At 65.9% G+C, this 19925-nt stretch carries 11 protein-coding genes; 10 read left to right on the top strand and 1 reads right to left on the bottom strand.

The features are described from left to right. Positions 1-107 precede the first annotated feature (107 nt). From HNO80_RS10355 to HNO80_RS10310, 10 genes are all read left to right on the top strand, one after another. Positions 108-2843 carry a helix-turn-helix transcriptional regulator gene (locus HNO80_RS10355; protein WP_249777286.1) on the top strand — a complete coding sequence of 912 codons (2736 nt, stop codon included), beginning with the start codon at positions 108-110 and terminating at the stop codon, positions 2841-2843. Between the two features lie 60 nt (positions 2844-2903). Beyond that, a complete protein-coding gene (locus HNO80_RS18085) occupies positions 2904-5546 on the top strand; it encodes a helix-turn-helix transcriptional regulator (RefSeq protein ID WP_175322775.1) in 2643 nt (880 codons plus the stop codon). A 1366-nt stretch (positions 5547-6912) separates the two neighbouring features. Beyond that, positions 6913-7368, top strand: coding sequence for an FAD synthase family protein (locus HNO80_RS10345; protein WP_175322774.1), 456 nt, complete (start codon positions 6913-6915; stop codon positions 7366-7368). A gap of 35 nt (positions 7369-7403) precedes the next feature. Next, entirely contained in the window at positions 7404-8213 is an 810-nt protein-coding gene (locus tag HNO80_RS10340; RefSeq protein ID WP_175322773.1) for a WecB/TagA/CpsF family glycosyltransferase, read from the top strand. Beyond that, positions 8210-9574, top strand: coding sequence for an MATE family efflux transporter (locus tag HNO80_RS10335; RefSeq protein ID WP_175322772.1), 1365 nt, complete (start codon positions 8210-8212; stop codon positions 9572-9574). The genes HNO80_RS10340 and HNO80_RS10335 overlap by 4 nt, the downstream gene beginning before the upstream one ends. Continuing rightward, positions 9567-11156 (top strand): hypothetical protein, encoded by a 1590-nt coding sequence (locus HNO80_RS10330; RefSeq protein ID WP_175322771.1) that lies wholly within the window; start codon positions 9567-9569, stop codon positions 11154-11156. The genes HNO80_RS10335 and HNO80_RS10330 overlap by 8 nt, the downstream gene beginning before the upstream one ends. After that, the gene (locus HNO80_RS10325) at positions 11153-12541 is read left to right on the top strand and encodes an O-antigen ligase family protein (protein ID WP_175322770.1); all 1389 of its coding nucleotides are present in this window, start codon (positions 11153-11155) and stop codon (positions 12539-12541) included. Before HNO80_RS10330 ends, HNO80_RS10325 begins: the two co-directional genes overlap by 4 nt. A 48-nt stretch (positions 12542-12589) precedes the next feature. Further along, on the top strand, positions 12590-15898 hold the full coding sequence (locus HNO80_RS10320) for a PKD domain-containing protein (protein WP_217500784.1): 3309 nt from the start codon (positions 12590-12592) through the stop codon (positions 15896-15898). Positions 15899-16002: 104 nt separating this feature from the next. Further along, positions 16003-17229 (top strand): glycosyltransferase, encoded by a 1227-nt coding sequence (locus tag HNO80_RS10315; RefSeq protein WP_175322768.1) that lies wholly within the window; start codon positions 16003-16005, stop codon positions 17227-17229. A gap of 142 nt (positions 17230-17371) precedes the next feature. Next, positions 17372-18679, top strand: a complete 1308-nt coding sequence (locus HNO80_RS10310; protein ID WP_175322767.1) for a glycerophosphodiester phosphodiesterase — start codon at positions 17372-17374, stop codon at positions 18677-18679. 25 nt (positions 18680-18704) lie between these two features. Here the strand turns inward: HNO80_RS10310 and HNO80_RS10305 are convergent, their stop codons facing one another. Beyond that, positions 18705-19835, bottom strand: coding sequence for a glycosyltransferase family 4 protein (locus HNO80_RS10305; protein WP_175322766.1), 1131 nt, complete (start codon positions 19833-19835; stop codon positions 18705-18707). Positions 19836-19925: the final 90 nt, after the last annotated feature.

Here is a 19925-nt window from a genome sequence, read left to right as displayed (position 1 = left end):
ATCGATACCCGCACCGCAATCGAGTACTACCTACGGATGCCTTTGCCCCGGGTAGTCCATACCTTGGATATATCACTGGTTAAACATTGATTGCGAAGGTCTCTCCCATGTTTCAGCAAGAAGCCGGCGTGCCTGCTGGCAGCGGTAAAACGGACGCGCTCTTAGCAATACACCGGCCAACCCAGGGACGGCAGGATAAACCCTTCACCCGACAACAGACCGTTTCGGAGATCGTCGAAACCCTGACATCAGGAGCAGGGTGCGGCGTCGTGCTCGTGGGCGAACACGGGGCCGGGAAGTCCTTCATCGCCCAACGCGCCCTCGAACAGCTAGGCGATGACTACCTGGTAGTCCAGGTGCGGGGAAGTTCCATAGCCTCCAAGCTGCCCTACGGCGCGCTGAGCGTACTCCTCAATGACCTCGACGCCTCGCACCTGGAACACCCCCTCATGGTGCTGCGCGGACTCACCCAGTTGCTGCACACGAAAGCCCAGGGCCGCGGCGTCGTCCTGTTCGTGGATAACGCCCACGACCTGGATGACCTGTCCTGCATGATGGTGGCCCAGCTCAGCGCCGGAGGGCACGTGACGCTGCTCGCCGCCAGTGTGGACCTGCACCACGTTGGCGGGGACATCATGGGGCTCTGGAAGGATGACCTGCTCCGCCGCGTGGACCTGGAACCCTTCGACTTCGCCGAGACCTCGGCCACGCTCAACCAGGAGTACGGGGGGCACTTTTCGCATTCTGCCGCCCGGGCGCTCTGGACTGCGAGCGGCGGAAACGCGCTCTTCCTGCATTCGCTGGCGCGGGAGCAGATCAAGCTCGGCACCGTTGTGCGGCAGGACGGTTCGTGGATCCTGGACGGACGTCCGATCGCGCTGACCGGTGAGGTACGGGACGTCGTCAAGGCCCGGCTGAACAGGCTCAGCCCGGGCCAGCGCGACGTCTTCGAACTGTTGGCGCTCGCCGGCGCGGTTCCGCTGCAGACGCTCATGAGGATCTTCAATCCGCAGGACATGGACAACCTGCAGGAGCGCGCCCTGATCCAGGTCAGCCACGACCACCCGCCGATGGTCAGTGTCGCCAACGCGGTCACCGCGTCAATCGTCGCCAGCGTGGTCCCTCCGGGCCGCAGCGCGGAACTCCGGCGCCGGCTCACCGCCGTGCTGCCGGACACCGAACAGGCCAAAGCCGGTGGAGCCACGGACCTCGCCTGGGCACTGGACTGCGGGGAGAGGATCAGCGCCGAAACCGCCGTGGCGGCCGCACGCCAGGCTAACAACGCCTCGGATCCCACCTCGGCGCTGAGGTTCATCCACGAAATCGATGGTCGCGGGGCGCTCGGCGGAGCGGTCGTCGAAACGGTGAAGGCCCACATCTTGTTCAACAACAACGAGTCCGCGCGGCGGATCCTCCACGGACTCGATGATTCTGCCGCCGAGGAATACCCGCTGACCGAGTGGGTCGCCCTGCAGCTCCTTCGGGCCGAGCTGGACCACCGGAGCCCGGCCACCGCAGCCGAAGCCCCGGCCAGGCTGCGGATGGTCCGCGAGCGCCTTGACGGGCCGCCCGCGGAAGATCCGGCCGCACTGGAATGGGCCCGCGGGCAATTGCGCCTCGCCGAAGTCAAACTGGCCGCCTTCGAGGGCCGCTATGATGACGTTCTGGCAGTCCGAGCCGATCTTGACCCCGAACTGGGCAGCGAAACCGGCATTCTCACCGCGAGCCTGCTCTGCGAGACCATGGCCGTCAGCGGCAATGTCCTCGGTGCCATGGCGCTGGGCAAGCAGATCATGGCGGCGGCCGCGACCGTCCCGCTGGCAGACAACACCGTTCGCGACATCAGGGGCCGTTTCCTGCTGCTCCTGCTCCTTTCCGCGAAATTCCGGGAGGCATCTGCCTTCATTGCGACCGCGACCGGCACGGCCGAGCCGCACGCGCGCCTCGGGGGGATGTTCGAAATCGGCCAGGGCGTCATCGATCTTCATGCCGGGCGCCTTGAGAGCGCCATTCCGTGGCTGGAGGCAGGGATGTGGCAGCTCCGGACCCAGGATCCCGATGGTCTGTCCGGCCTGGCAACGGCCGCGTGTGCCTATGCGGCAGGGCTCGCCGGCGACGAGGAAAAAGCCAGCCTGCTGCTCGCCGAAGTGGCGCAGCCGCAACGCCACGGTTCCTGGCTGGTTGGCCGGGTGACACGCTACTTTGAGCTTTGCGCGTTGGCTGAACTCGGCCAACGGGCCGCTGCCATCCGCACCCTCCTCGCCGAGGCGGCCAGCGAGGCGGACGCCGGCTCACCGGCCACCGGGCTGCTCTTCCTGTCCGCGGCCGCTCGGCTCGGGGACCGCCAGCTTTGCCAGAAGCTGGCCGGCCTCGCCGCTCAGGTCACCGGGCAGTTCGCCCAGCTGTGCCTGCGCCTGGCAGAGGGAGTAAAGGACGGCGCCAGCGAGCAGCTGCTGGCTGTGGCCAAGGATGCAGACGCCGCCGGCAACGCTCTCTTTGCCCGCGACGTGGCGCGGAGGGCGGTCTTCTGCGCCAATGAAGCCGGGAACCGGATCGCACTCCGCATCTCACAGCGCACCGAACAGTCCCTCGACGACAGGTTCGGAAGCCCGGGGAACGGCCTGCATTCGCTGACCACCTCCACGCTGACGGCCCGGGAGTGCGAAGTGGCTGTCCGGGCGGCGGCCGGAACATCCAATCGCAAGATCGCCGAACAGATGCATGTCTCGGTCCGCACGGTGGAAGGCCACTTGTACCAGGTGTACTCAAAACTCCACGTGGCAAGCCGATCGGAGCTTAAGGATGTCATCTCGGCACCGGCGGCCAGCGCCCGCATCGGCTGATCGGCACAGGGGCAGACCCGGCACGCGGGACACGGTCGACGACGGCGCGAGGGGCCTGCTGTGGAAGGCCTGACCGATGCCGCCACCCTGATCGGTCGATTCGGCGTCGTCCGGGACGTGGTCCACTGCCTCCGCGACGAGGGCAGGGCCGGGGCCCTGATTGTCGGGGGGGCGGGGTCCGGGAAAACCGTCGTCGTCAAAGCCGTGCTGGCGGAGCTTCGGCCGCAGGGAACAGTGATCCGCCTCGCCGCGACTCCGGCGCTCGCGGCGGTCCGCTTCGGAGCGCTGACACCCTACCTGGCGGGCCTGCCGGACCACGATCTCGATTCCTATGCGGCCGTGCTGGGGGCGGTGACTGCCAGCCTCAGATCCGAGCCGGCCCTCGCGCTGTTCGTGATCGACGACGCCCAACACCTGGACCGGGGGACTATCCAGCTGGTCGCGCAGGCGGTTGCCACCGGCGCCGCGCGGCTGCTCGCCGCCTGCCGGCCCGGTCCGCTGGTCCCGGAGGAGTTCCTGGCGCTCTGGGGGGACGGCCTGATATCGAAGTTTGACCTGGCGGCCCTGAGCCGGGGCGAGGTGCACCAACTCTGCGAACAGGTGCTCCGGGCCGACGTGTCTCCGTGGGTGAGCGAACTGTTCGCCAAAATGACCGCGGGCAATCCGTTCATGCTGATGTCGCTCATAGACCATGCACGGGATACAGGCGCGATCGGAAAGCGCCGCGGAACGTGGTTCCTCCTGGCCCCGCCGGACCTTGGCGATGTTCCCGCGGCGGATCTGGTGGACCACCAGCTCCGTTCCATGTCAGCGGAGGAAAAAACCGCCGCCGCCATCGTTGCCCTGGCCGGGCCGCTGTCGCTGGGCCAGATCCTCAGGTTCAGCAGCCCCCGTGCCGTGGACGCCCTTGAAATGGCCGGAATCATTACGGTCTCGCGGGACCTGGACCGCATCGTCAGGCCGGCCAGCCCGCTCATCGGCGAAATCATCCGCCGCCGCGTCCCTGCAGGCCGGAGTGCCGCCCTCAGGTCCAGCCTCCTGGCCCTTCCCTGGGTGGGCGCCGTGCTCCCGGACGCTTTCCTGAATCAGTTGCGCTGGTCGCTGGATTCCGGCGCGGAGCCGGCGTCCCCGGAGCTGCTCGCGGCTGCCATGGCCGCCAACGCGGGCCTGGACGCCGCGACGGCGATCCGGGCCGCGGGGGCGATCCGGGAGGACCGGTTCCTGTCGGAGGCCAGGATCCAGCTGGCCTATTCCAGCTACATCCTCGGCCGCCACGGGGAGACGGCCGACTTCCTCGAGGCAGCGCAGCCGTTGCGGTACGGCCGGGCGTCCTATCTCGCCGCACTTCTGGCTGCCCGGCTCGGAACTTCGGTGGCAGGCTTCGATGTGCCGCGCGAGGCAGGCGCCGGGGAACCGATTCCCGGCGGCCCGGATGAGCCGGCGTGGGCGGAGGCGAGCGTGGGCCTCGCCGCCGCGCTCTTGCTGGAGGGCTGGGAGGGCAGGACCACGGAGCTTCAGGAGAGGCTGCAGGAGCTGATCGCCGCCGCCGAAGGCAACGCGGAAATCCGTATCCCGGCGGTGTCGCGGCTGGCCGAGGTCTGGACCGCGCAAGGCCGGGTGCTGGAGGGACTGGGTCTCGGCCGGGAGGCCTGGCGCGACGTGCAGGAGGAAGGCCTGGCCCTTCCCCTCGTCTACGAGGACGTGCTGGCGCGGTACTGCCTGAGCCTGATCCGGGCCGGGGAGTGGGAGGAGCTCGCTTCGGTCCTGGACGACTATTCCTCGAACATGGCCCCGCGGCTGGTGTACAGCGGCGGACTGCTGCACGTGATGCGCGGCTACTCCCGGCTGCGGCAGGGGCGGGTCCCGGAAAGCCTGGCGGAGCTGCTGCTCGGCGTCGAAGAACTCCTGATCGCCGACCCCTGGGAACTGTCCGCCTTCGCACGCGCGGTGACGGCCTACGCCGCCTCCGCCGTCGGGCAGCCAGGTGAGGCGGCAGAGCAGGCGCAAGCCTTCCGCAGCGCCGCCTACCGGGCGCCGGAGACGCTGCGGCTCCTCGCCGAGGCCTACTGTACCGCCGCCGAACAGGCCTCCGGCGGGGACGCGGACGACGCGCGACGCGAGCTGGGCCGGCTCGCGGACGAGGCGCAGCGGCAGGGGCTCAGAGCCGTCGAGACCGATATCCGCCGATTGGCCCTCCGCGGCGGGGACACTGCAGCCGCCGCGGCGCTGGCGGCCAGCAGCGGCGCCGTCGACGTGCCGGAGGCGCGCCTGCTGCGGGACTACGCGCTCGCCGTCACGGCCGCCGATTCGACTGGGCTCACGGCGCTCAGCGACCAGGCTGTGAGCGCCGGGCACCTGCTGCTGGCGCTCGAAGCCGCGCAGCAGGCCGCACGCCTGCTGGAGAACGACCCGGAAAAGTGGAAGCTCACCGCCGTGCAGCGCAAGGTGCACCGCCGGATGATCGCGGCCGGCATGTCCGGCCCGTTGAACAGTGCCCAAGGTGAACGCCGGGCCGAGCTGACAGCCCGCGAATCCGAGATTCTGAAGCTGGTGGCGGGCGGGGACACGAACGCGGAAATTGCGGCCAAACTCACCGTTTCACAGCGAACCGTCGAGGGGCACCTGTACCGGATCTTCGGGAAGCTCGGCGTCAGCCGCCGCGGCGAACTCGTAGAGATCCAAAAGGATCTTGATATGCCCTAGCCTCCGGACCGGCAGCGACTGAAGGCATCGAGGGCGCCCAGTCCCGCAGTTTCCGCGGGCGTCCCCCGGTGGCCTGCGTATCGAGCGAGTGACACCGACGCCGCCTAAGTATGGCCAAGTAGTCCCGCAGTCAGGAAAAGGGGAGAAGTCGGGTAAACCCTACTCGTGTGAAGATCGGGCCCTCGCGATTGACTTAAGTCAGTCCCGGGAACGACTCGAAAAGTCCTAAGATTGGTATTTAGAGGGCGGTATTGGAATGCGGGCAACCGCAGCAGCCACCGGAAGCACTGGCCGCGTCGACACCTCCCACCTCCGAACTCCTTCATTGGAACCGTACGGTGTCACAGGCGGCAGCCGTACCCCATAGACGGAGCCGGCGGCGTCAGAGCCTTCTGAGACCGAGGCTCTCCCCCCAGCCGCCGCCGGCTCCCTTTTTACGGTCTGCACCACTGAAAGATGTGGAACCTTCCCGGCGTGGTCAGTTCTGGTGAACTTCGTTGAGCGTCCTGCGCAGTCAGAAACTCACCAGGCCTGACACGGCCGGGTGTCTTCGTGATGTCACCGGCAGGTTCACGCCCGACCGCGAGCCCGGAAGCCATTCCGGACTCCGACCCCGCCATTGGTCACAACGCCCGGACATCCAGGCTGCCGCGCGGTAATTGCCCGATCCCGCCGCCGCCCAGCCCCGGGATGCGGTCGCCACTCGTGCAACGGTCTTGTCCGTGGCCACATTCCTGACCGCTCGCGTCACGGGGATCCAGCTCGTCCGCTCCGACGCCAACGGATCCATCCCCTCAGCAACCCGGGGCGAAGGCCTTGGGCCCGCCACCTGGCTGTCCCGCGGTCTGCCGTTCGCCCCGCCAATTCAGGGCCTGGGCCCCGGAGGCACGCCGGCGGTCCGAACCGCCAGGGCGTAGTGCGCGGGACGGGAGTAGGTAGCGACTACGCGCACGGCGCGCCTCCGCCGAGTAGTCGGGAACGTCCGAGTCGAGAACGGTGCCGGGAAGATAGGTGGACTTTACTCGTGTGGGCCTCCTGTCCGGCTCCTAGGTTTGCGATAGCAAACCATCAGTCACTGACAACGGCCATGAATTGGGTCTCAATATGCGCTCACACTCGCCCCTCGCCTTTTCCCGACACGCATGCAGCTCTTTCCAAGCCAATCGTTCCGGCCAGCCCCACCCCAAAGCCGGCACTCGTTCATCGCTCTGCAGGCCGCGCCGGAGACCAGCCATGACGGCGTCTCTCGCCGGCGATCTGATCATCATTTGCCGCACTGCGATGCAGATGATCAAGCCAGTGGGTGCCTGTTGAGTGCTGCCGCTGCAGGATCCGGACAGACATCCACCGGGATTAAGGACATCCATTGAACACTCGTATCGGCTACGCCGCCGGAGCTTTCGACCTATTCCACGTAGGCCACCTAAACCTCCTCGCCCAGGCGCGCCAGCACTGTGACTACCTCATTGCCGGCGTGGTTTCCGACGAACTGCTCGAGACAACAAAAGGCCGGGCGCCCGTCGTTCCGCTGTCAGAACGACTCGAAATCGTGAGGAACATCCGGTACGTGGACGAGGCGGTCGCCGAGGTCCATCCGAGCCGCCTCGACACCTGGCGGGAGCATCCGTTCAACGTGTTCTTCAAGGGTGATGACTGGCGCGGAACGGAAAAGGGGATCTTGCTCGAACAACAACTGTCGAGTGTTGGTGTGGAAGTCGCCTACTTCCCGTACACGATGCATACCTCCAGCACGGTTTTGCGGCGCGCCCTGGGCCTGATCCTGGACTCGGACGCAGGCAGCGGGGCCGCAAGCCGCGCCTAGCAACGCAACTACAAATTTCCAAGGGGGAAATTCAAATGGTCTCAAGCACACAGCCCGGCCCTGGCAGTGAAATTGGTCCCGGTCCCGGTCCTCGGCGCGTGGATATTTTGGGTGTCCGGATTAGCGCGGTAAACATGCGTCAGGCCATTGACAGGCTGGTTCGACACATAGACTGCGGAAACCCCGGCTACGTGTGCGTCACGGACGTCAACGCGTTGCTGCATGCGCGCCGGAACCCCGAACTTCGCCGAATCTTCAACGGATCGACCTTGACGGTTCCGGACGGCATGCCCCTGGTCTGGGCCGGCAAGAGCGCCGGCGCTGACTGGATGGGCAGAGTGTGCGGGCCGGACCTGATGCCGGCACTGTTGAGCGCAGCCGCTGAGCGGGGCTGGTCCTCCTACTTTCTGGGCGGGGCGCCACAGGTTGCCGAAGAGATGATTGAGAATCTTCGACGAACCATCCCCGGACTCAAGGTTGCCGGTTGGCAGTCGCCTCCATTCCGCGAACTTTCCCCGGAAGAGGAGACAGCCATGGTCCAGGAAATCAATGACTCCGGGGCCCGGATCGTCTGGGTGGGCCTAGGGGCACCAAAGCAGGAGAACTGGATGGACTGCTACCGCAGCCGTCTGGGCAATTCGCTCCTGGTCGGGGTCGGTGGCGCCTTCGACATGCATGCCGGACGGGTCCGCAGGGCTCCCCGCTGGATGCAACGGGGAGGACTCGAATGGGTCTACCGCTTCGCCCAGGAGCCACGCCGCTTGTGGAAGCGCTACACCAGGAATGTCCCCGTCTTCATCTTGGCGCTGTGCCGCCGGGCACCGAAGCTCGTGGAATCCGCATGAGAGTCATGACCGGCCCTGAAGCGACGTCCGGCCCGGTTGGCAGGCGGCGTGCACGGTCGTGGCAGGCCGGAGCCGTCAAACGGGTAGGCTGGGGGCTCGCCGACCAGGCTCTCAGCAGCCTGACCAACTTCGCGGTCGGGATCCTGGTGGCCAGGTCCGTCAACGTTTCGGATTTCGGTGCCTACGCGCTGGCCTTCTCGGCCTACAGTTTAGTCCTCGGCATCTCCCGGGCGCTGGCCACTGAACCTTTCGCGGTCCGGTTCACCACCGCCGGGCCGGAGCAGCTTCAGCGGGCCCGTGCAGGCGTTTGCGGAGTAGCGCTGTTGACAGCCGTCGCATTTCTCGCTCTGTTCGCTCTGCTCAGCCATTTGATGCCGGCGGAGCACCTGCCTCTCGTGCTGAGCCTCGGCGCCGCACTCCCGGGTTTGCTCCTTCAGGACAGTACGCGCCAGATACTCTTCGCAGCGGGGCGGGGGCGTTCTGCGTTCATCAACGATCTCCTCTGGGCTGTGCTGATGGTGCCGGCGTTCGGCTTGGTTTTCCTCTCCGGACGTGTCAACGCTGCCTCCCTTGTCCTCGCCTGGGGCGCCGCGGCAACTGTGGCAGCCGCCGCCGGATGCTTCCAGTGCCGCGTGGTGCCCAGTGTCCGGCAGGTCAGGTCCTGGCTCTACTCGCAGCGCGGACTCTGGCCCCGGTACCTCTTTGAGGGAGCTGCCATCAACGGGTCCCAGCAGGTCATGTTCTTCGCGATCGGAGGGCTGTTGGGTCTGTCCGCAGTGGGCGAAATGAAGCTGGTCCTTGTCATGTTGGGGCCGGTCAATGTCCTGGTCCAGGGCATCGGGGTTGTTGCCGTCCCGGAGGCCGCGCGGGCAATTGCCATAGGAAGTTCGCGGTTCCGGCGCGTCACGGCAGGGTTTTCACTGGTGGTCTCGCTCGGAGCCCTTCTCTGGGGCATCACCGTAGAGCTGCTGCCGGGGTCATGGGGGATTGCCCTCGCGGGGCAGGGATGGCCGGCCGCATCGGCCCTGGTGGTTCCGATGTTTCTCGTACAGGTGTTCTACGGCGCCAACACCGGCCCGGCAGTTGGACTCCGCGGAATGGGGGAGGCCAGGAGAAGCATGTGGACACGGATTGCGACGTCGTGCCTGGCTGTCATTTTCCCGGTATCGGGCGCGGCCGCCGTCGGCCTGCAGGGGGCAGTGTGGGGGCTCGTCGCGGCTGCCGTACTCAACGCCGGTATCTGGTACCTGCAGTTCAGAACCGCGATTTCGCAGTATCCATTCACGACTGGCAAGTCTGCATCATCCCGCCATCTGGCGGATCGGTCTCAACCCGGAGAGGTGGCGGTCCCCGATGAATGAATCGTGGTCGGTCTGGCATGGAGCCAAGCAGATAATCACCGTGTACTGGCCGGTGGTCATTTCGTTCATGGTCGTCGGGGGTCTCGCCGGCGGCGGAGTGGCGGCGCAGAATCCCACTAAGTACACGGCGCGGGCGGAGCTGATCACCGGAAACTACTCGCTGCCCGCTGAAGTGGCTTCCCAGCCCGCAATCGCGAAGTCCGGCGGCCTTGGCTTGGAGCTTCCGGCCGAGACCCAAGCCCGCATTCTGGCGAGCCCCGTCGTCGTGGACATGGCCGCTCAAGCCCGCCGGCTCGACGAACGCGGCTCGGCCGTTCTCCGGTCCAGCGTCAGGGCAAGTGCAACGACAGATAATTCTTTCTCCATTTCCGCGGACGCGTCCACTCCCGAGGAGGCAGCGGCCAACGTCAACGCGGTGGCCGCAGCCTTTCTGCAGTACCGTGCCGACATTGGCCGAACCGACATGAACGTGCTTGCGGAGCGTGCCCACACGGCCGCCAAGGACAGCCTGGCTTCGGCGGCAGCGCTCGCTGGACCACTCGCCGCAGCCCGGACATCGAATCCCGGGGCCGCCGCGAGCATCCTCGCCAAGCGCGAAGAACTCGAACACGAAGCGAGCCAAGCCCAGTCGACTGCAGCGGCGCTGGATGATGCCGTCGAGAACTTCAACGGTGGCGGCTCCGTCGTTCGACCGGCTACTGCGGTGGCGGTCCAGGAATCCCCGTCCATGTTGATGTTCCTCCTGGGGGGTCTTGCCGTGGGACTCCTGGCCGGGGTGGTCTTTGCCGTTGTGCGGCGGCAGGTCACCGATCGGATCATGGACCGGCGCGACATCATGCGGGCCACCGGGCTCACGGAAATCTTCGACTTTAGCGGCCAACGAAACGGGGCGGGCGCCGGCCAGCTGCTGCTTCGTTCCGTGGAGCGTTCGAGCGCGATGCTGGGAATATCGTCCGAACAGATAGCTGTGCGGCCGCTCACGTCGGCTGCCCTTGGAGCCACCGGGCTGCTGGGGCTGGCGGCCGGAGGGCATGCCGGCCTGGGGTCTGTGGCTGCCGTGGCCCTTCGCCCCCAGGACGGAACCGAAATCGCGCTGCAGCTTGCCAATGCTGGCGCCGCCACACCGCTTGGTGCCTTGTCCGGCCGGCGGCTCGCCAGCGTAAACAGTGAAATCGGATGTGAAGCGGCGGCCGTCTTTGGCTCCACGCCGACGCCAACCGGAACCTACGACCTGCTGTTGCTGGCAACCGGTCCGCACTTCGGCGACGACGGCTCCCACAGCAACCTGCCTGCCGGATTTTCAGGGCCCATGGTGCTGGTGGTGCACCTGCGAAAGGATCGTGTCCACCGTCTAGAGCAGGCCATGGATGAGCTCAACGCGGCAAATCTTCCGGTGGTGGCGATCCTAATGGCGGACCGGTCCAAGGTCGCGGCAGGCAGGCACCGTTTTGGCCGGGCACGGAGTTCCAAAATACGGCACCGCATTCCGGAGCGCACCGGAGTCGCCCGGGTGAGTCGCCCCGAACCGCAGAACTCCGAAGTCGAATACACGGCGCCGAGGGCTGCCGGGACAAAGTCATGACCATCCTCCAGTTCCGCCCCGGCAACGTCAATCCGGGTAGCGTCACTGCCGGCGGTGAGCCGGCCGGACCGCTGCCCGAAGAGTGGTCACCGCCGGGCCGGCTCAGCGACCGGACAGCCTTCATTGTGCTCTTTCTCGCCTGGGGCCTGATGCTACTGACCGTTCAGCCCTGGTCGAAATCGGATCCCAGCGGCGGATCTGACGGCAGCAGTGCGCTGAAGGGTTTGGTGCTGATATTTTGCATCGTTGCTCTGCTGATGGTGTTGCCGCCGAGGGCTGCGCTGCGCATCCCGCTACCGGTGGCCCTCTACTTGCTCTACGGAACGTACGTGGTGGTGTCCTCGGCGTTCCAGCCCGAACCTCTTCAGGCGATCCTTCGCGGTACCCGGTTGGTCCTCGGTTTGATGGTGCCCGTGTTGCTTTGGTCCGTTATCCGCGGACGATTCCGCGTGCTGGTCGGTGCCGCTACGGCCGCCTACGCATGCTTGGCACTGACGGTGCTCGCCGGAGTAGTTACAGCGCCAGGGCTGGCCTGGCAGGGCGGCCGCCCGTTCCAGTCGGCGCGGCTGGTAGGAGCGTTCTTGCCCATGATGGCCCCCCGGGTCGGAGAGGTGGGGGCCGTGCTGGCGGGCCTGGTGGTCCTCCTGTGGGCGCATCGGACCGTGGGCGTGCTGGTGCTGGTACCCGCCGTCGCAGTCGGAAGCGGCCTCATCGTCTTCAGCCACACCCGGACAGCGGCGCTGGCCCTGTTGCTGGGGCTGCTCGTAGCGTTCAGCACGACTCTTGCCTCGCCCGCCGGACGCCGCGGACTCAAGCTGGTGATGGGCTCGCTTTGCCTGGCACTGCCGTTTGTGCCCGGAATCGTCGATTGGGCTATGCGCGACCAGGACAGTGAGCAAATCCAGAACCTGAGCGGCCGGACCAAGGTGTGGGACTTCATCCTCAGCCAACCTTACGATCCGCAGTTGTTTTGGTTCGGACACGGGCTGGGGGAGAAGAAACTCTTGCTCCGCCGCGGCGAAGGCGACATCAACGTCATGCCGATCGATAACAGCTGGCTGGACAGTTTCTGGGAGACCGGGGCAGTGGGGGCTGCTCTTGTCGCGTTGGCCGTTCTTACCGCGACGGTTTACGCCCTGAGGACCCCTGGACACCCCGCCAGGGCGTGTGCGGGCTTTCTCATGACGTACGTCATGGTCGCATCAGTCAACGAGAGCGGGCTTTGCGACTTCTCCTCGATGACGCTCCTTGTGCTCGTCGCGGTGCTCGTCAGCGCCGTCGACCGGGCAGCCAAGCGAAACCGTGAAGGAACCGGCCAAAGCCGGAGTCATCACACCCCAAATCGTCATTTGCTCCGGTCATTCGGGGAGCCAGTAACCATCTAAGAGAGGCACGACATGTATACAAAGAAACTCCTACGCCCGGCTGGAATCATGGCGGTCTTGGCAATGTTGATGGGGGTACTGATCTCCCCAGCCTTCGGCCGTGAAACCGCGCTTTCGGCGACCAATTCATCGATTTGGCAGACCAACGGCACCGTCCGCGCCCTGGCCTACGCCAAGGGCAAGGTCTTCATCGGCGGCGAGTACACGACGGTTCGCCCGCCGGGTGCGGCCGCGGGAACCCAGGAGACCTCCCGGACGTATCTCGCCGTGGTGGATGCCGCGTCCGGAAACCTGCTGTCGTACGCTCCGCAACCCAACGGCAAGGTCTGGTCGCTTGCAGCGTCGGAGGACCAAAGCAGGGTCTACGTAGGCGGGGACTTTACCCAGATCGAAGGCCAGTCGCGCCCGCGCATCGCCGCGATCGACACCGGCAGCCTCAGCCTCGTCGCGAATTTCAGGCCGAACGTGAGCTACCGCGTGGCGACCATCGCGGCCCAGGGCTCCACAGTGTTCTTCGGCGGATCGTTCGGAAGGGTGTCCGGCGTCGACCGCAACCGGGCGGCCGCTGTCAAGGCGAGTGACGGGACGCTCCTTCCCTGGGACCCGAATTCCAATGCTGACGTCAAGGTCGTGCGCCCTGCCCCCGACGGCACCAAGGTCTACATCGGCGGTAAATTCGACACCCTCGGCGGCGTTCCCACGTGGGCCGTCGGCCTGGTCGACAGCACTCAGGGGCTGCCGCTTCCGTTCCCTGCGGCGACGGCGATTCCGCCGAAGTCCACCAGCTGCGTGTCGACGGTGCGGGACATCGTTGTTGACCAGAACACCGCCTATTTTGCCAACGCAGGGGAAGGCGGAGGCTGCTTTGACGGCACTTTCGCGGCCGACATCGCGACCGGTGCCCTCAAGTGGAAGAACAGCTGCCTGGGCGCCACCGAAGCCATTGCGCTCATCGGAGGCTGGCTCTACAAAGGCTCACACGCCCATGACTGCAGCCGTGATGACGGATTCCCGCAAGGCCCCAACCGCTTTCTCCTAGTTGAGCGTCCCGAGGACGGAAAGCTGGCCGGCTGGTACCCGCAGACAAACGCGAGCGGCACAACCCAGGTCGGTCCGCTGGCCATGGCTACCGACGGCAAGCAGCTTTGGGTCGGGGGCGACTTCACCACGGTCAACGGTGCTGTCCAGCAGGGTGTGACCAGGTTCCAGGCGGATCCGGAAACAGCCCCTGCCCGGCCTTCGACTCCCTCGGCGTCAAGCACCCGCCCCGGCCAGGTCAAGGTCACGTTCAAGGCCACGACTGATAAGGACGACGAAAACCTGACCTACAAGCTGTACCGGGCCGGAACCACCGAACCGATCTTCACCCAGGTGGTTCGCTCCCGCTTCTGGGACATCCCCACCCTGACGTTCATCGACAAAAACCGCCCTGCCGGCGCCCAGGCGGCCTACCGCGTTGAGGCGTCCGACGGTACCGTTGCCGTCCAGTCCTTCTGGACCCCCTACGTCACCGTCGCCGCACAGTCCGCCAGCTACCAGGACACAGTGAAGGGCGACGGCGCCAGCAGCTTGTGGCGCTTTGAGGAGACCAGTGGCACGACGGCGGCGGACTTCGCCGGGAGCAACACCGGCACCTACTGGGCCATGAATCTGGGCGGGGCCGGGATCCTGGCTGGCACCACGTCTTCTGATCTCACCGACAGCAACAGCAACATGGCGAGCAGCCAGTCCCAGGCCGGTCCGCAGACCTTTTCCGTGGAATCTTGGATCAAGACGACCACCACGGCCGGCGGTCGGATTGTCGGCTTTGGTAACAGCCAGTCGGGCCAGAGCGGCAATTACGACCGTCACATCTTTATGCAGAACGACGGCAGGGTTGTCTTCGGCGTGTGGACTGGCTCGGCCACAACGGTCACCAGCGGCGCCGCACTCAACGACGGTAAGTGGCACCACCTCGTCGGCACGATGGTCCCGGGCCGCTCTGAACTGTTCGTAGATGGCGTCAGTCAAGGCACCAACAGTCCGACGGTCGCGCAAGGATACGACGGTTACTGGAGGGTGGGGGCGGACAACCTCAACGGCTGGCCGAATCAGCCCTGGTCCCGGGCCATGGTGGGCAGTATTGACGAAGTGGCCATCTACCCGGTCCAACTGGACTCATCCGATGTCCAGTGGCACTATAACCTCGGCAGCGGAAACCAGGCGCCGATCGCCTCCTTCAGCGCAGTCTGCACAGAGCTGAGCTGCGGGTTCGACGCGTCTGCCTCATCGGACTCCGACGGCACGATAGCGGAATTCGCTTGGGATTTCGGAGACGGGCAAAGCGCCACCGGGGTGACCCCAACGCACAGCTTCGCCGCAGCGGGAACCTACCAGGTCCGCCTGAGCACGACGGATAACCTGGGCGCAAGCACCCTCGAAGTGAAGACCGTGACGGTGACCGCTCCGAACCAGGCACCGGTAGCCGCCCTGACGGCGGAGTGCAAGGGATTCGATTGTTCCTTCGATGGATCCGCGTCCTCGGACCCCGACGGCAGCATCAGCTCCTGGGTGTGGGATTTCGGTGACGGGAAAAGCGGCAACGGCCGGACAGCCACCCATACCTACACGGCGGCCGGAAGCTACACAGTGAAACTCACCGTCACGGATGACAAGGGGGCTTCCAACGAGGCCAGCACGACTGCCACCCCCGCGTCGCTCCCAGCCGGCACGGTGCTGGCGAAAGATACCTTCGCCAGGGTCCTCGCCCAGGGCTTGGGAACCGCCGAGGTGGGCGGGGCCTGGACCGTCAGCGGTTCCGTAGCTCGTTACTCCGTGTCCAACCCGACCGGCAACTGGATCATGCTGGCGCCCGGAAACGCTCCCGCCGCGTACCTGAAGAACGTAGAGGACGCTGACACGGATCTGTCCTTCAACGTCTCCTTGGACAAGAACGCCACCGGCGGTGGAGTCTATGTGTCGGCGGTGGGACGTTCGGTACCCAGCCAAGGCGAGTACCGGGCCAAAGTTCGTTTCATCGCCGCGGGTAGGGTCTACCTCGCCATCACGAGGATGACTGCTACGGGCGCGGAAACGTACCTGACTGCCGAAACCCAGATTGCCGGACTGACGGGAACCGGCAGTCAGCAGCTCGGCGTCCGTATCCAAGTCACCGGCCAGGGAACCACCGCCGTAAAAGCCAAGGTGTGGGCAGCCAACGGTGCGGAACCGGCCGCTTGGCAACTTGAGGTCACCGATACTACCCCGGGACTCCAGGCGCCGGGGTACACGGGAGTCACTGCCGTGCTGTCGGGTTCGGCTACCAACGCCCCTGTCACTGCGCGGGTGTCCGGCTTCACCCTGACCACCCCGCGTTGAGAAGGGATCAGACCTTGCAGTCCTCCAACAAAGCCAGCGGCGCTGGCTCACTCGGGCCGGGCCGGCGCCGCGTTCTCGTCAGTGCCTACGCGTGCGGTCCGGGCATGGGCTCGGAACCGGGCGCCGGCTGGGAATTTGCCCGGGCAGCGGCCGTCCACAGCGAGGTCTGGGTTATCACCCGGCCGCGATTCGAGCCGCTCATAGCCCACGCCCTTGCGGCGGAGCCCGTGCTGGCGCCGTGGATTCACCCGGTATACGTGGATTTGCCGGATTGGTGCCTCCGCCTGAAGAAGCACCATCGGGATGTCTACTGGTATTACCCGCTTTGGCAGCGACTGGCCGGGCAGCGGGCCCTGGACCTCCATCGGGAGGCGCCATTCGACGTCGCCCATCACGTCACCTTTGCCTCCGACTGGATGCCGTGCGGCCTGACGGCGCTCCCCCCGACGGTGCCACTGGTGTGGGGGCCGGTCGGGGGGGCGTCGTACGTTCCGGTGCCACTCCTGCGTTGGCTCGGTCTCCGCGGAGCCGCGGCCGAGCTGGCGCGGCGTACGGTCACGGGAGCCTGCCGCCGGGCTATTGCCGACAGGACGGCCCGCCGGGCTCAGCTCGTCGTCGGCTTGAACGACGACGTCCGACGGCGCTTTGCCGGCACCGCCGCAGTGGTCGTGGAGCCCAACGCGGTGGTGGATCCCGCGGCGCGGGGCTCGTCCGGCAGCAGCGCCCCGTCCCGGGTGCGGACCGCGGTATTCGTCGGCCGCCTGGTGTCCTGGAAGGGCACCAGGCTTGCGGTGAAGGCCCTCAGCCATCCGGCCGCTGCGAACTGGAAGCTGGAGTTCATCGGCGCCGGCCCGGACCAGCGTTGGCTGGAGGCGGAAGCGGCCCGGCGAGGTATCTCGGACCGCGTGACCTGCCGGGGACAACTGCCGCGCGAGGCCGTCCTGGCAGCACTTGATGCCGCGGACGCGATGCTTTTTCCTTCCCTGCATGATTCCGCTCCATGGGTAGTGGCCGAGGCCTGCGCCGCGGGACTGCCCGTCATCTGCGTGGACTTAGGAGGACCCCCGATCTTCGTTCGGGGAACTGCCGACGGGGTCAGTCGCGTCGTGGACGTGGGACCAGGGCTGCCCGCACGCTTGGCCGTCGCGCTGCGGGACTCAGAGTCGGTCCAGCGGCCGACCCCGAGCGATCGCTGGTCATCCGCCCGGATGCCAGCACTCCTGGAGGCCTGGTATGGACAGGCAGCACAGTTCCGGGCCGGCCGGGACGCTGCCGGCAACGGTTCCAGCGTGTCGTCGGAGGTGGGTGGCCTTGTCCCGCAGACCCCCTGAAGAAAGCCCCGGAGCGCAGTGGCTGTCCCGCCGGCACCTGCTCGCCGCTGCCGGCACCGCAGCCCTGCTGTCGGCCTGCGGCGGCGCGCCTGGCCCTCGTCCAACACCCGCTCCACCACAGCCGGCGCGTCAGTCCTGCACCGTGGCTGACCTGATGGCGACGAAGCCGTTCCATATCGCCCATCGTGGCTCCGGGGACAACTGGACAGAACACACGGCTGCTGCCTACGCGCAGGCGCTCCAAAACGGTGCGACGGCAATTGAAGTCTCTGTCAGCGCCACCAGCGACGGGGTGCTGGTCTGCCATCACGACCTCAACACTAAAAGGATGACGGGCCGGAACCTGCAAATCAGCGAGGTGACGTATGCGGAGTTGAGCGCCTTGCGAAACGACGCCCGGCCATGGGTCGGGCCCCAGGCTGCGCTTGAGCCTGTACCCCGGCTCAGGGACGTGCTGGATGCCCATGCGGCCAGAAACGTCATCTTCATTGAGGATAAGCAGGGCACCAACTCGGCTGCCCTGCTGGACCTCATGGACAGTTATCCCGATTCCACGAAGCACTTCGTGTGGAAACAGACCGCGGCGGGCAAACACTTTGCCGAGGCCAAGGAGCGGGGCTACAAAACGTGGGGCTACTTTGTCGACGATGCCCGGAACGGCTTTGCGGAATTCGCAGGGCGCTTTGACTACCTGGGCATCTATCACGGTGCCACGGACGCAGAAATCAAGAAGCTTGTTGGCCTAGGAAAGCCTGTGATCTGCTGGGAGGTCCACACCCGGTGGATGCGCGACCGCTTGGCCGCCCTGGGTGTGACCGGGCTGATGTGTTCTAATTTTCCCTACGTTTCCACTGACACCCCGTCGAGCTCCCGGGACGCCTTTGATACCGGCGTGCGTGCGGCAGGCGATTTGCCCTGGATACTGGCAGCGCCCTATCAGCCCACGTTGCAGCCCGGCTTCTCCTCGATCAGCCTCAACAACGAATCCAGTTCCAGCTACACCATGGGATCGATGTGCCCGGTCAAGAAGCCCAACTACTCGCTGTGCTTCGACATGCGGTGGCCGATAGCCGTTCCGGAACTGCGAGGGAGCGCGGGAATTGCTTTTGGCCAGGCGAACGATCAGCCGTACCGACCCACGGCGCCGGCCACCGTGGCTGGCTACCATCTGACGTTGGATCCGACCGGTATTATTCGGCTCTTTGCCCGGGCCAAGGGAGCACAGGATGGAAAACTCTTGGCCGAGGTGCGCTCGAATCCCCCTAAGGCCGGTGCCTGGATGCGGTTCCAAGTGGATATCAGCCCCGGCGAGATTGCCGTGGCCAGGCTCGACGGAGCGGTGGTAAGCGCCGCCGCCCGGGACGACTCGTACCGCGGGGGCTACTTCGGGCTAAATAAGAACTATCTGGGCAGGCAGCCGGTGGAGTTCCGGCACATCGAGGTAACCTGAACCGGGACACCCTTTTCCCGTGGTGTCAGGACCGGGCGGTTGCCCTCGCCGCGATGACGGCGCGGTAAATTTCCTCAAGCGCGGTCAGATTCCTTGCCGGGGTGAAGAGTGCACGGTAGTCGTGACGGGCCTTCTCGCCAGTTCGCAGCGATACCTTTGGATCGTTGATTTTGTGCAAGGACGCACGCAGCGACTCCGGGTTGCCGGACTCGAACGTGAAGCCGTTCTCGCCGTCACGGACAAGTTCCGGAAACACCCCCTGCCTGGGCACCAGGGCGGGTACGCCATGGGCAAACGCTTCCATCACGGTTAACCCGAACGTTTCAAATGCCCGCGACGAGTTGACGAGATAGCGGGCGTTCAGCAGCAATTCCAAGGCGGCTGCGCGCTCAAGCGCGCCGAGGAAGCGGACGGAGGTTCCAAGCCGGGCCGCCTGCTTCTCCAGTTCCGGGCGCAACGGACCATCGCCCGCGATCATCAACGTACCCAGCGATGGATCCCACGCCTTGATGAGGGTCGAGACTCCTTTTTCCACGGAGAGCCGTCCAAGGTACAGCCCATATGATCCTGGACCTTCCCTGACCCGGGCAGGAGCGGGAATGAAGTGCGGCTTGATGGTGATTCTCTCGGCCGGCAGGCCAGCCTGCGCCATGATGCCGTGGGCAAACTTGCTCATCACGATGAACCGGTCGACGCCCCGCGGCCAGGTTTGCAGCGCCCGGTGCATCCCGATCGAGAACGCCAGCGGAGCGGTGGCGAGGCGGCTGTCGCGGTAACAAGCGTGGGTGATCGCCGGCAGCGGTGAGCCGGGGAGGCATTTGAAGCAGGGTTTGCCGTCGCGCAACAGCGTGCCAGCGGCGCATACAAGGCGGTAGTTATGCAGGGTCGCGACAACGGGAACATTCGCTTGACGAGCCGCCGCCAAAATGGACGGGCTAATCAGCGGAAACGAATTGTGCAGGTGAATCACGTCGAATTGTCCCCGCCCCAGCTCGTTCTTCACCGCCACTTGGTCCTGAATGGACCACGTGACCCGCAGCGGCAGTTCTGCTTTGCGTGCGAGCGACATGGCCGAAATGTCGTCGCTGCGGCGGCCGTATTCGCCAACCTCATGGCCGGCATCCTCAAGAAGCTTCCGCTCCTGGTCTACTACCATGTCCTCTCCGCTAGGATGATCCGAACGGTAGCGATTATGGACCAACAAGACTCGCAATTCGTTCCGTTCACTAGATGGCCGAATTAGCTT

The sequence above is a fragment of the Arthrobacter sp. C9C5 genome (assembly GCF_013359735.1).
Classification (GTDB): Bacteria; Actinomycetota; Actinomycetes; order Actinomycetales; family Micrococcaceae; genus Arthrobacter.
This window is presented reverse-complemented; position numbering and strand designations above follow the sequence as displayed.